The organism is Streptomyces sp. RP5T (genome assembly GCF_003933965.1).
Classification (GTDB): domain Bacteria; phylum Actinomycetota; class Actinomycetes; order Streptomycetales; family Streptomycetaceae; genus Streptomyces.
Genome location: NZ_RSAJ01000236.1, coordinates 1 through 12499, shown reverse-complemented (window position 1 = coordinate 12499; position 12499 = coordinate 1). Strand labels below are relative to the sequence as shown.

The window sequence follows — 12499 nt, the reverse complement described above, 5'->3', positions numbered from 1 at the left end:
GCGCGGGGACCGGGTGGGGGTCCGGGTGCCGTCCGGCACCAATGACCTCTACGTGGCGATCCTCGCCGTGCTGGCCGCCGGTGCCGCCTACGTCCCCGTGGACGCCGAGGACCCCGACGAGCGGGCCGAGCTGGTGTTCGGGGAGGCGGAGGTGCGGGCCGTGGTGGGCGCCGGGCACGAGCTGACCGTCCACGGGCGCTCCGGGGTCCCCGCCGCCCGGCCCGGCGTCGAGCACGACGCCTGGATCATCTTCACCTCCGGGTCCACCGGCAAGCCCAAGGGCGTGGCGGTCTCGCACCGCAGCGCCGCCGCCTTCGTGGACGCCGAGGCCGCGCTGTTCCTCACCGAGGACCCCATCGGCCCCGGTGACAGGGTCATGGCGGGGCTGTCGGTCGCCTTCGACGCCTCCTGCGAGGAGATGTGGCTGGCGTGGCGGTACGGGGCCTGTCTGGTGCCGGTGCCGCGTGCGCAGGTCAGGAGCGGGGCCGACCTCGGGCCCTGGCTGGTCGAGCAGGAGATCACGGTCGTCTCGACCGTGCCGACGCTCGCCGCGCTGTGGGAGCCCGAGACCCTCAACGACGTACGCCTGCTGATCTTCGGCGGGGAGGCGTGCCCGCCCGAGCTGGCCCAGCGGCTGGTGACGGAGGGGCGGGAGGTGTGGAACACCTACGGGCCCACCGAGGCGACCGTGGTGGCCTGTGCCTCGCTGATGTCCGGCGAGGAGCCGATCCGGATCGGGCTGCCGCTCGACGGCTGGGAGCTGGCCGTCGTGGACGAGGCCGGGGAGCCCGTGCCGATGGGCGCGAGCGGGCAGCTGGTGATCGGCGGGGTGGGGCTGGCCCGCTACCTGGACGCCGAGAAGGACGCGGAGAAGTACGCGCCCCTGACCTCGCTGGGCTGGGAGCGGGCGTACCGCAGCGGTGACCTCGTGAAGGCGGAGCCCGAGGGGCTCGTGTTCCTCGGGCGGGCCGACGAGCAGATCAAGCTCGGTGGCCGGCGGATCGAGCTCGGTGAGGTGGACGCGGCTCTCCAGGCGCTGCCCGGGGTCGCGGGAGCGGCCGCCGCGGTGCGCACCGCCCGCAGCGGCAACCAGCTCCTCGTCGGGTACGTGGTCACGCAGGACGGCTGGGACCAGGCGGCGGCCGTGGAGAGGTTGCGGGCCGAACTGCCCGCCGCGCTCGTGCCGTTGCTCGCCCCCGTCGACGACCTGCCGACCCGGACCTCCGGCAAGGTGGACCGCGACGCGCTGCCCTGGCCGCTGAAGGGGCTCGAAAGCAGCGGTCCCGCCGAGGAGTTGTACGGCACCGAGGCCTGGCTCGCCGAGCAGTGGGCGGAGGTCCTCGGCATCCCGGTCACCGGTGCCCGCGACGACTTCTTCGCGATCGGCGGCTCCAGCCTGGCCGCCGCCCAGTTGACCACCCGGCTGCGCACCCGCTACCCCAGCGCGGCCGTCCTCGACATCTACCAGCGGCCCACGCTGCGCAAGTTGGCCCGGCATCTGGAGGAGTCCGCGCAGGACGACGGGGCCGCGCGGGTGGTAGCACCGGTGCCGCTGCGCACGCAGGTGATCCAACTCCTGCTCCTGCTGCCGCTGTTCACGCTGATGGGGCTGCGCTGGATGGTGCCGCTGGCGGCCGTCGGCAACCTCCTCCCCTCCTACGGCCGGCTGCCGACCGCCTCCTGGTGGCTGATCGGCGCCGGTGCCCTCGCCCTGTTCAGCCCGCCCGGACGGCTCGCGATCGCCGCGGGCGGGGCCCGGCTGCTGCTGCGCGGTGTGCGGCCCGGCCGCCACCCGCGCGGGGGCAGCGTCCACCTGCGGCTGTGGACGGCCGAGCGGCTCGCCGAGTTCTCCGGGGCGACCTCGCTGACCGGTTCCTGGCTGGAGCGGTACGCGCGGGCGCTCGGCGCCAAGGTCGGTCCGGACGTGGACCTGCACTCGCTGCCGCCGGTCACCGGCATGCTCAAGCTGGGCCGGGGCGCCGCCGTGGAGTCCGAGGTGGACCTGTCCGGTTGGTGGCTGGACGGCGACCGGCTGGAGATCGGCCAGGTCAAGGTGGGTGCGCACGCTGTCGTCGGCACGCGCAGCATGCTCTTCCCGGGCGCTCGGGTCGGCAAGCGGGCCGAGGTGGCGCCGGGTTCGGCGGTCACCGGGCAGATCCCGACGGGTCAGCGCTGGGCGGGCGCGCCCGCGGTCAAGCTCGGCAAGGCCAAGCGCAACTGGCCGAAGGAGCGGCCGGCGCGGGGCACGTACTGGCGGGTGATGTACGGCCTCACCGGTCTCGCGCTGACCCTGCTCCCCGTGCTGGCGGGCGGGGCGGCCTTCCTGGCCGCGCGCCCCTTCCTCGCCGGGGACGCTCCGCTGCGGGGCGCCTTCCTGGCCCTGGCGCCGGCCACGCTCGCCTTCGGGCTGGCGTACGCGCTGCTGCTCCTGGTGTCCGTGCGGCTGCTGAGTCTGGGGCTGCGCGAGGGGACGTATCCGACGCACAGCCGGATCGGGTGGCAGGCGTGGACGGTGACGCAGTTGATGGACCGCTCGCGCGAGACGCTGTTCCCGCTGTACGCCGGGCTGGTCACGCCGGTGTGGCTGCGGCTGCTCGGGATGCGGATCGGGCGGGGCGCCGAGGTGTCGACGGTGCTGGCGCTGCCGAGTCTGACGACGGTCGGTGAGGGCGCGTTCCTGGCTGATGACACGCTGACCGCGCCGTACGAGCTGGGTGGCGGCTGGGTGCGGATAGGGCGTGCGGAGATCGGGCGGCGGGCCTTCCTCGGGAACTCGGGGATGACCGCGCCGGGGCGGACCGTGCCGGACGGCGGGCTCGTCGGGGTGCTGTCGGCGACGCCGAAGAAGGCGAAGAAGGGCACGTCGTATCTGGGGCTGCCGCCGGTGAAGCTGCCGCGCAGCGCTGCCGACAGCGACCAGAGCCGGACGTACGAGCCGTCGGCGGGGCTGCTGTGGGCGCGCGGTCTGGTGGAGCTGTGCCGGATCGTGCCGGTGTTCTGCTCGGCCGGGCTCGCCGTGCTGACGGTCGCCGCGCTGTGCGTGCTGGGGCCGTGGGCCTGGCTGCTCGCCGGGGTGGTGCTGCTCGCGGCCGGTGCGGCGGCGGGGCTGGTGTCGATGGTCGCGAAGTGGCTGCTCGTGGGGCGGCACCGCAGTGGGGAGCACCCGCTGTGGAGCGGCTTCGTGTGGCGCAACGAGCTCGCGGACACCTTCGTCGAGGTGCTGGCGGTGCCGTGGCTCGCGGGTTCCGTGCCCGGTACGCCGATCATGACGGCGTGGCTCAGGGGCCTGGGCGCCAGGATCGGCAAGGGCGTGTGGGTGGAGAGCTACTGGCTGCCGGAGACCGATCTGGTGACGCTGGAGGACGGGGCCACCGTGAACCGCGGCTGTGTCCTGCAGACCCACCTCTTCCACGACCGGATCTTGCGGACGGATACTGTTGTTCTCCGTGAGGGCGCCACGCTGGGCCCTGGCGGGATCGTGCTGCCCGGCAGCACGATCGGGGCCCGGACCACGCTGGGTCCCGCGTCGCTCGTCATGGCCGCGGAGTCCGTCCCGGACGACACCCGCTGGCTCGGCAACCCGATCGAGGCATGGCGGCCCTGAACGCGGGCCACTCGGAGTCGGTGAGCGGTGTACCGGCGGATCCGAGTGGCAGAGCGGCGCAGGGAGCGGAAGCGGCAGTGGCAGTTCAGCAGGCGGCGGGTTCGGACCCGTACTTCCCGGACCACGGTGACGCCCGGTACCGGGTGCACCGCTACGAGCTCGCGCTGGACTACCGCCCCGCCCCGAACCGGCTGGCCGGGAGCGCCCGGATCAACGCCATAGCGGGCCGCTCGCCGCTCGCGGAGTTCATGCTCAACCTCTCCGACTTCAAGGTCGGCCGGGTGCGGGTGGACGGACGGCCGGCGCACTACACGCACCGGGGCGGCAAGCTGCGGGTGAAGCCCGCGAAGGCGGTGCGTCCCGGGGCCGCGTTCACGGTCGAGGTGCACTGGTCGGGCAATCCCAGGCCGGTGCACAGTCCCTGGGGCGGGCTCGGCTGGGAGGAGCTGGAGGACGGGGCGCTGGTGGCCAGCCAGCCGATCGGTGCGCCGTCCTGGTACCCGTGCAACGACCGGCCCGCGGACAAGGCGTCGTACCAGATCTCCGTCACCACGCCGTCGGCCTACGCGGTCGTGGCGGGCGGGCGGCTGCTGACCCGGACGACCAAGGCGTCCACCACGACCTGGGTGTACGAGCAGGCCGCGCCCACCTCCAGCTATCTCGTCGGGCTGTCGATCGGCAAGTACCAGACGGTGCTGCTGGGCGATCCCGGGCCGGGCGGAGTGCCGCAGCACGGGCACATCCCGGCGCATCTACTGCCGCAGTTCTCCCGGGACTTCGGGCGGCAGCCGCAGATGATGGAGCTGTTCCAGGAGCTGTTCGGGCCCTATCCCTTCGACGAGTACGCGGTCCTCGTCACGGAGGAGGAGCTCGATGTGCCCGTGGAGGCACAGGGGTTGTCGCTGTTCGGCGCCAACCACGTGGACGGGGCCCGGGGTTCGGAGCGGCTGGTGGCGCACGAGCTGGCGCACCAGTGGTTCGGCAACAGCGTGTCCATCGCGGACTGGCGGCACATCTGGCTGAACGAGGGGTTCGCCAAGTACGCCGAGTGGTTGTGGTCGGAGCGCTCGGGGGGCCGTACCGCTCAGCAACTGGCCGCCGCCGCGCACCGGTTGCTGTCCTCGCTCCCCCAGGACCTGCGGCTGGCCGACCCGGGCCGCAAGTCGATGTTCGACGACCGGCTCTACGAGCGCGGCGGGCTGAGCGTGCACGCGATCCGCTGTGCGATGGGCGACGAGGCGTTCTTCCGGATGCTGCGCGGCTGGGCCGGTCTGCACCGGGGCGGGGCCGTGACCACCTCGACGCTCGCGGCCCATGTCAACCGGTTCGCGGAGGAGCCGCTGAACGGGCTGTTCGACGCGTGGGTGCACGGGACGGCCCTGCCGCCGCTGCCGACACTGGGTCCGGCGCGGCCGGCCCACCCGCCGACCAACACCGGGCAGGTGCAGCCGTGACCCGGCGTGCCGCGCGGCAGCGGCCCGGCTGCCCCTGCGGTCTCGGGCAGACGTACGACGACTGCTGCGGCCGCTTCCTCCCCCAGTCTCGAACAGACTCGACCGGGGGGACCCCCACGGGCGAGTCGGCGGCGCCCACCGCCGAGGCGCTCATGCGGTCGCGCTACAGCGCCTTCGTGAGGCTGGAGCGGGACTATCTGCTGCGCACCTGGCACCCGCGGACCCGTCCCGGCGCGCTGGACCTCGACGCGGGCATGCGCTGGACGGGGCTGGAGGTCCTGGGGACGACCGGCGGTTCGGCCTTCCACGACTCCGGCACGGTGACGTTCCGCGCCTCGTTCAAGGGCGGCTCGCTGCACGAGCGCAGCCGGTTCGAGCGGGTCGACGGGGCCTGGGTGTACGTCGACGGGGAGTTCCTGGACTGAGCCACCCGGCGGGTGAACTACGGGGCGAGGATGTCGAGTTCCTGAAGGGCGCCCTCGGCGATCTCGCGGGTCAGTTCCTCCGCGTGGCCCGCGTCGCCCGCGCGGATCGCCTCGGCGAGCCGGACGTGGAGGGTGACGGCGGCCGGGTCGGGGTCCTCGAACATGACCTCGTGGCGGGTACGGCCGGTGAGGACCTCGGCGACGACGTCCCCGAGGCGGGCGAACATCTCGTTGCCGGAGGCGTTGAGGATCACCCGGTGGAAGGCGATGTCGTGGAAGAGGTAGCCCTCCAGCCGGTGGCCCTTGGAGTGGGCGACCATGCCGAGCGCGCACTCGGTGAGTTCGGCGCACTGCTCGGCGGTGGCGTGCTTGGCGGCCAGGCCCGCCGCGACCGGCTCGATCGCCGAGCGCAGCACGGTCAGTGAGCGCAGCTGCTGCGGACGGTCGGCGCCGGCCAGCCGCCAGCGGATGACCTGGGGGTCGTAGACGTTCCACTCGGCCTTCGGGCGGACCGTCACGCCCACGCGGCGGCGGGACTCGACCAGGTGCATCGACTCCAGGACCCGGACCGCCTCGCGCATCACGGAGCGTGAGACGTCGAAACGCTGGGCGAGCTCGTCGGTGCGCAGGACACTGCCCGGCGGATACTCGCCCGCGGTGATCGCGGGGCCGAGCGCGTCCAGAACGCGTCCGTGCAACCCCCGGCCCAATGTGCTCATGCACTCAGCGTACGGGGTGCGTCACTCGAAGAAAAAGTCAGACTTATTCGTCACAGGGTCTTGATTAGTCCTACCTAATCGGTTTCAGTAGCTCGACATCGAAGGTGTCGACGAAGACAGCAGACAGTGAGGCAGCGATGAGTACCCCGAAGGTCGTCGTGGTCATGGGCGTCGCGGGCACCGGCAAGACCACCATCGGTCCCCTGCTCGCGGCCCGGCTCGGCGTCCCCTACGCCGAGGGGGACGACTTCCACCCGCCCGCCAACATCGCCAAGATGTCGGCCGGCACCCCGCTCACCGACGACGACCGGTGGCCGTGGCTGGACGCCATCGGCTCCTGGGCGCACGGACGGGCGGGACTCGGCGGAGTGGTCAGCTGCTCGGCGCTGAAGCGGTCGTACCGCGACCGGCTGCGGGCCGAGGCGCCCGGGGTCGTCTTCGTGCACCTGGCGGGCGACCGCTCCCTCATCGAGGACCGGATGTCGCACCGGCAGGGGCACTTCATGCCCACCGCACTGCTGGACTCCCAGTTCGCCACGCTCCAGCCCCTCCAGGAGGACGAGGCCGGGGTCGTGGTGGACGTCTCCGGCAGCCCGGAGGACATCACCGGGCGGGCCGCGAAGGCGCTCGCCGAACTCCCGTAACACCCCCCTTTTCCGAAGAACGTCCCCGTACCTGCAAGGGAATCCCCCGTGACCAGACTCAGCGTCGAGATGCTGGCAGCGGACGCACCCGAGCCGATCACCTCGGCCGGTCACGCTCAGCTGGGCATCGCCGTCCTGGCGGGCATCGCCGTCATCGTTCTGCTGATCACCAAGTTCAAGCTCCATGCCTTCCTGTCGCTGACCCTGGGCACGCTCGTGCTCGGCGCGGTCGCCGGAGCGCCGCTCGACAAGGCCATCACCAGCTTCACCACCGGGCTCGGCACCACCGTCGCCGGCGTCGGCGTACTGATCGCCCTCGGCGCGATCCTCGGCAAGATGCTCGCCGACTCGGGCGGGGCCGACCAGATCGTCGACACGATCCTCGCGAAGGCGGGCGGCCGTTCGATGCCGTGGGCGATGGTCCTGATCGCCTCCGTCATCGGTCTGCCGCTGTTCTTCGAGGTCGGCGTCGTGCTGCTGATCCCGGTCGTGCTGATGGTCGCCAAGCGCGGCAACTACTCCCTGATGCGCATCGGCATCCCGGCCCTCGCGGGCCTGTCCGTGATGCACGGCCTGGTCCCGCCGCACCCCGGCCCGCTGGTGGCGATCGACGCGGTGCAGGCCAACCTCGGGGTGACCCTCGCCCTCGGCGTGCTGGTCGCCATCCCGACGGTGATCGTCGCCGGTCCGCTGTTCTCGAAGGTCGCCGCCCGCTGGGTGGACGTGCCGGCCCCCGACCGCATGGTCCCGCAGCGTGTCTCGGAGGACCTGGAGAAGCGGCCCGCCTTCGGCCCGACGCTCGCCACGATCCTGCTGCCGGTCGTCCTCATGCTCTCCAAGGCACTGGTCGACATCGTGATCGACGACCCCGAGCACTCCGTGCAGCGCGTCTTCGACGTCGTCGGCTCCCCGCTGATCGCCCTGCTGGCCTCGGTCCTCGTGGGCATCTTCACGCTGCTGCGCCCGGCCGGGTTCGGCAAGGACCGCCTCACTCCGCTCGTCGAGAAGGGCCTCGCCCCCATCGCCGGCATCCTGCTCATCGTCGGCGCGGGCGGCGGCTTCAAGCAGACGCTGATCGACTCCGGTGTGGGCCAGATGGTCCTGGACATATCCGAGGACTGGTCGATACCTGCGCTGCTGCTGGCCTGGCTGATCGCCGTGGCGATCCGCCTCGCGACCGGCTCGGCGACGGTGGCCACGGTCTCCGCGGCCGGTCTGGTGGCGCCGCTCGCCGCCGACATGTCGACCACCCACGCGGCCCTGCTCGTCCTCGCCATCGGCGCGGGCTCCCTCTTCTTCAGCCATGTGAACGACGCCGGGTTCTGGCTGGTCAAGGAGTACTTCGGCCTGAGCGTCGGCCAGACCGTCAAGACCTGGTCGATCATGGAGACGATCATCTCGGTGGTCGCGGGCGGCCTGGTGCTGCTGCTGTCGTTGGTCATCTAGGCGTACGGCCACGAGGGCACCCGAGCGGGCGAGGCACGGTTCTCCGGCCTCGCCCGTTGCCGTTGCCGGGGGCTCCGGCACCGCGATGCCCTAGAGTCCCCGCATGCGGCGAAGAACGGGACTGGTGCTGGCCGGGGCCGCGGTCCTGGTGTGGGGCGAGTGGCTGAACCGGCGCTGGTCCCGAGGGCTCGTGGGCGACAGCGGGGGCACGACCTCGGCCGTGGTGGTGCTGGGCTACCGCAATCCCGGGGACACGGCGAACCTGATCAACCGATGGCGGGTCCGTGCCGGAATCCGCTCCCTCGGCACCGACGACGCGCACGGGGCCCGTCTGATCCTCAGCGGCGGTACGACCGGCAGCGGCGCGACGGAGGCCAGCCTGATGGCCGACCACGCCAGGTCGGTGCTCGGCTTCGAGGGCCCGGTGTTCCTGGAGGAGCGGTCCACGACGACGTGGGAGAACATCACGAACGTGATCCCGCTGGTCGAGGACGTGGACCGCATCAAGATCGTCTCGCAGCCGGCGCACGCGCTCAAGGCTCGCGCCTACCTGCGACGGCAGCGCCCGGACCTCGCGGAGCGGCTGGTGCGCGCGGACGACTACCGCCCCGGCGAGTGGATCGCCGTCAAACCGCTGCTGGCGCTGTACGGACTGTGGGCCCTGCGTGGCCTGCGCGCCGACGAACGCAGGTCCGGGTCGTAGTCGTAGCAGTCGCAGTAGTCGTAAGCAGCGGCCGTCGCGTGCGGGCGCGCTACGGCCGCCACAGCGGGTGCTCCCGCTCCGCCCACTCCCGGCTCACCGACCCGGTCCGCAGCCCCCGCCGGGCCTCCGGGTCGCCGAGGGCCATGCCGATGTGGCCGCCGAGGACGATGCCGATCGTCAGGGCCAGCCAGTCGTGGACGAAGGTCGCGCTGGTGCGCCACTGGATGGGGGTGAGGTGGGTGAACCACATCAGCAGGCCGGTGCCGAGCATGACCAGGCTCGCGCCGGCGATCCAGGCGGCGTAGACCTTCTGTCCCGCGTTGAACTTGCCCGCGGGGCGCGCGGCCCGGCGTTTGTCGCGGTGCAGGGCGGCGCGCAGCCAGACCCGGTCGTGCGGGCCGAAGCGGTTGAGGAAGCCCAGGTCGGTGCGGAAGGCGCGGGAGGCCAGGCCCAGGAGCACCGGGAGCGGCAGTGCGAGGCCCGCCCATTCGTGGACGCGGACCACCAGCTCGCGGCGGCCGACGAGTTCGGCGAACTGGGGGACGTACAGACAGGCGGCCGTCACCACGCAGACGCCCATCAGGGCGGCGGTCGCGCGGTGGACCCACTTCTGGGTGCGGCCGAAACGCCGGACGCGGGTCGGCGAGGGCGCGTCAACTCGTAGGCTCATCGTCCCGCCCGTTCGATCGGCCGACCCAGGCGTCCACGTCGTAGCCCCGGTCCTCCCAGTAGCCCGGCTCCACGTCCTCGGTGACGGTGATGCCCGACAGCCACTTGGCGGACTTGTAGAAGTACATCGGCGCCACGTAGAGGCGGACCGGGCCGCCGTGGGAGTGGCCGATCTCCTTGTCCTGCATGCGCAGGGCGACCAGCACGTCCGGGCGGCGGGCCTGGTCGAGGGTGAGGCTCTCGGAGTAGGCCCCGTCGAAGCAGGTGAAGCGGACGGCGCCCGCCTTCGCCTTCACCCCGGCGGCGTCCAGCAGCGCGGAGAGCCGTACGCCTTCGAACGGCGTGTCCGGGACCCGCCAGCCCGTCACGCACTGCACGTCCTTGACCAGCCGGGTCTGCGGCAGCGCCCGCAGGTCGGCAAGGGTGTAGGTGCGGGGACGCGAGACCAGGCCGTCGATCTTGAGCTGGTAGTTCCCGGCGTTCCTGTGCGGCACCGACGAGGTCACGGAGTAGTAGCGGAAGCCGCCGCCGTTGGGCAGCAGGCCGGTCAGACCCGTGGGGTCCTTGTCGGCGGCGCTGCCGAGGAAGGCCTCCAGGCCGCGTTGCAGGGTGGGCGCGGTGACCACGCCGAGCGCGCCCAGGCCGAGGGTGCCGAGGAAGACCCGGCGGCCGATCGGGGCGCCCTGTCCTTCCTCGGGTTGTCCGGTGTTCACCTGTCCATTCGAACACCCGCGACCCCGGCGGGACCAGGAATCGCGGGTGCTCGTCAGACTTCCGTAACCACTTCTCACGCCGTTCTCAGCGGGTCAGGACGCTTCCTCGGCGGCCTTCTCCAGCTGGAACGCCTCGTTGCCGAGCCCGATCCGGGCGTGCGCCTCGGGCCTGCGGGCCCGCAGCAGCAGGCCCTGTGCCAGGCCCACCAGCACGGCCAGGCCGATGATGCCGGGCAGCACCCAGCTGAGCGCGGAGCCCGGGCCCGCGCCGACCAGGACGTCGAAGTCCTTCACCGTGTAGACGGCGATCACCAGCAGGGCGATCCCGGCGAGGGCCGAGGTGACCAGCCGCCAGGCCTGGGGGCCGGCCGCCCCGCGCCGGACGAAGAAGACGACCACGGACGCGGAGGCCGTCGCCATCAGCACGATCACCCCGAGGGAGCCGATGTTGCCGAACCAGGTGAACAGGTGCAGGACCGGCACGGTCGGGTCGCCGGTGGGCTTGTCGTCGGCGAGCGCGAAGACGGCCACGACCACCACGGACACGGCGGTCTGGAGCAGCGAGCCGGTGCCGGGCGCGCCGCTCGTGCTGTTGGTGCGGCCGAAGGCGGCGGGCAGCAGGCCCTCGCGGCCCATGGCGAAGGCGTAGCGGGCGACGACGTTGTGGAAGCTGAGCATGGCCGCGAACATGCCGGTCACGAACAGCACGTGCAGGACGTCGGTGAAGGTGCCGCCGAGGCGGGACTCGGTGAGGCCGAAGAGCAGTCCGGCGCTCTGCTTCTGGGACTCGGCGACGACCGCGGAGGGGCCGGTGGCGACGGTGAGGGCCCAGCTGCTGAGCGCGAAGAACACGGCGACGCCGGCGACGGCCAGGAACATCACGCGCGGCACCAGGATGTGCGGGCGGCTGGTCTCCTCGGCGTACACGGGTGCCTGCTCGAAGCCGAGGAAGGCGGCGATGCAGAAGCACAGGGCGGTGCCGACGCCGGCGCCGCTGAGGGTGTCCGGGTTGAAGGCGTGCAGGGACAGGCCCTGGGCGGCCGGGTCGGCGACGGCGGCGATGTCGAAGATGACGACCAGGGCGACCTCGACGATCAGCAGGACGCCGAGCACGCGCGCGTTGACGTCGATCTTCAGCCAGCCCAGCGCGCCGACGACCAGGGCGGCCACCAGCGCGGGTATCCACCAGGCCACCGACAGGTCGGCGTAGGTGGCGAACAGTCCGGAGACCTCGAAGCCGAAGATGCCGTAGATGCCGACCTGGAGGGCGTTGTAGGCGACCAGGGCGACGAGGGCCGCGGCGGCGCCGGCGGTGCCGCCCAGGCCGCGGGAGATGTAGGCGTAGAAGGCGCCCGCGTTGTGGACGTGCCGGCTCATCTCGGCGTAGCCGACGCTGAACAGGACGAGGACGACGCCGAGGACGACGAAGAGGAGGGGCTGGCCGACGATCCCCATCACCGCGAATGTGGTGGGCATGACACCCGCGACGACCATGAGGGGCGCGGTCGCCGCGAGGACGGAGAGCAGCAGGCCCCCGGTGCCGAGGCGGCCGGCCCGCAGCGCGCGGTCCTGCCCCTTGAACGTACTGATGCCTGGTCTGCTCTTGCTGGAACTCTCGGTGGCCATGGGGACCGTCCTTCTGGGGTTCGGGGGTGTCACACCGTGCCGAGCGCGTGGTCTCGGGCGGCACGGAAGGCGGAGTACGGCTCGCGGTCCGGATAGGACCAGGGAGCCTGGGTGGGGCGTTCGCCGATGCGGTGGAAGAGGGCGGCGGCCTCGGCGCCGCGGCCCTCGCAGACCTTCGCGTGGGCGAGGAAGTTGAGGTCGACCAGGCGGCGGGGGTGACCCTCGTGCTCCCATTCCAGCCACCAGTCGAAGGCCGCCTTCATCACCTGGCGGGCCCGGCGTCCGGTCCAGTGGCCGGAGGCGGCGGGGTCGAGCGGCTCGTGTCCGGCGGCGGCCAGGGCGCGGTAGCGCTCGGCGTGCGCGATGACCGGCAGGATCGCGAGCGGGGAGTCGGCGGGGGCCTGCTCGGCGGCCCAGTTGGCGAAGTCGTAGACCTCGTGCAGCGGGTCGGGGCCCGTCTCGGCGCGGCGCTCGGCGAGCCGGGCGACCATCAGAT

The 12499-nt window shown here is 72.4% G+C and carries 10 protein-coding genes and 1 pseudogene; 6 read left to right on the top strand and 5 right to left on the bottom strand.

Annotated features, from left to right (window positions below):
- The 3 genes from EHS43_RS23605 to EHS43_RS23595 form a co-directional block, all read left to right on the top strand.
- The coding region (locus EHS43_RS23605; protein ID WP_125192771.1) for a Pls/PosA family non-ribosomal peptide synthetase at positions 1-3604 on the top strand (3604 nt) is incomplete at its 5' end.
- A 77-nt stretch (positions 3605-3681) separates the two neighbouring features.
- The gene (locus EHS43_RS23600) at positions 3682-5058 is read left to right on the top strand and encodes a M1 family metallopeptidase (RefSeq protein ID WP_125192770.1); all 1377 of its coding nucleotides are present in this window, start codon (positions 3682-3684) and stop codon (positions 5056-5058) included.
- Positions 5055-5483 carry a YchJ family protein gene (locus EHS43_RS23595; RefSeq protein WP_125192769.1) on the top strand — a complete coding sequence of 143 codons (429 nt, stop codon included), beginning with the start codon at positions 5055-5057 and terminating at the stop codon, positions 5481-5483. Before EHS43_RS23600 ends, EHS43_RS23595 begins: the two co-directional genes overlap by 4 nt.
- A 17-nt stretch (positions 5484-5500) precedes the next feature.
- Here the strand turns inward: EHS43_RS23595 and EHS43_RS23590 are convergent, their stop codons facing one another.
- On the bottom strand, positions 5501-6202 hold the full coding sequence (locus EHS43_RS23590) for a FadR/GntR family transcriptional regulator (protein WP_125192768.1): 702 nt from the start codon (positions 6200-6202) through the stop codon (positions 5501-5503).
- A 137-nt stretch (positions 6203-6339) separates the two neighbouring features.
- On the opposite strand from EHS43_RS23590, the gene EHS43_RS23585 reads away from it, so the two are divergent.
- The 3 genes from EHS43_RS23585 to EHS43_RS23575 all read left to right on the top strand — a co-directional run bounded on the left by EHS43_RS23585 (position 6340) and on the right by EHS43_RS23575 (position 8995).
- The gene (locus EHS43_RS23585) at positions 6340-6846 is read left to right on the top strand and encodes a gluconokinase (RefSeq protein ID WP_053848735.1); all 507 of its coding nucleotides are present in this window, start codon (positions 6340-6342) and stop codon (positions 6844-6846) included.
- A gap of 48 nt (positions 6847-6894) precedes the next feature.
- A complete protein-coding gene (locus tag EHS43_RS23580; protein WP_125192767.1) occupies positions 6895-8292 on the top strand; it encodes a GntP family permease in 1398 nt (465 codons plus the stop codon).
- Positions 8293-8395: 103 nt separating this feature from the next.
- The gene (locus EHS43_RS23575) at positions 8396-8995 is read left to right on the top strand and encodes a YdcF family protein (protein WP_125192766.1); all 600 of its coding nucleotides are present in this window, start codon (positions 8396-8398) and stop codon (positions 8993-8995) included.
- Positions 8996-9044: 49 nt separating this feature from the next.
- On the opposite strand, the gene EHS43_RS23570 is transcribed toward EHS43_RS23575, so the two are convergent.
- The 4 genes and pseudogenes from EHS43_RS23570 to EHS43_RS23555 all read right to left on the bottom strand — a co-directional run.
- Positions 9045-9665, bottom strand: coding sequence for a cytochrome b/b6 domain-containing protein (locus EHS43_RS23570; protein WP_125192765.1), 621 nt, complete (start codon positions 9663-9665; stop codon positions 9045-9047).
- The gene (locus tag EHS43_RS23565; RefSeq protein ID WP_125192764.1) at positions 9649-10377 is read right to left on the bottom strand and encodes a molybdopterin-dependent oxidoreductase; all 729 of its coding nucleotides are present in this window, start codon (positions 10375-10377) and stop codon (positions 9649-9651) included. Before EHS43_RS23565 ends, EHS43_RS23570 begins: the two co-directional genes overlap by 17 nt.
- Positions 10378-10470: 93 nt before the next feature.
- The gene (locus EHS43_RS23560) at positions 10471-12003 is read right to left on the bottom strand and encodes an APC family permease (protein WP_125192763.1); all 1533 of its coding nucleotides are present in this window, start codon (positions 12001-12003) and stop codon (positions 10471-10473) included.
- 29 nt (positions 12004-12032) lie between these two features.
- Positions 12033-12499, bottom strand: a pseudogene (locus EHS43_RS23555) (hypothetical protein); the annotation flags it as partial.

Coding starts and splice junctions, on each gene's coding strand:
- EHS43_RS23570 (WP_125192765.1), bottom strand. CDS start 9,665: ATGAGCCTACGAGTTGACGCGCCCTCGCCGACCCGCGTCCGGCGTTTC.
- EHS43_RS23575 (WP_125192766.1), top strand. CDS start 8,396: ATGCGGCGAAGAACGGGACTGGTGCTGGCCGGGGCCGCGGTCCTGGTG.
- EHS43_RS23590 (WP_125192768.1), bottom strand. CDS start 6,202: ATGAGCACATTGGGCCGGGGGTTGCACGGACGCGTTCTGGACGCGCTC.
- EHS43_RS23585 (WP_053848735.1), top strand. CDS start 6,340: ATGAGTACCCCGAAGGTCGTCGTGGTCATGGGCGTCGCGGGCACCGGC.
- EHS43_RS23560 (WP_125192763.1), bottom strand. CDS start 12,003: ATGGCCACCGAGAGTTCCAGCAAGAGCAGACCAGGCATCAGTACGTTC.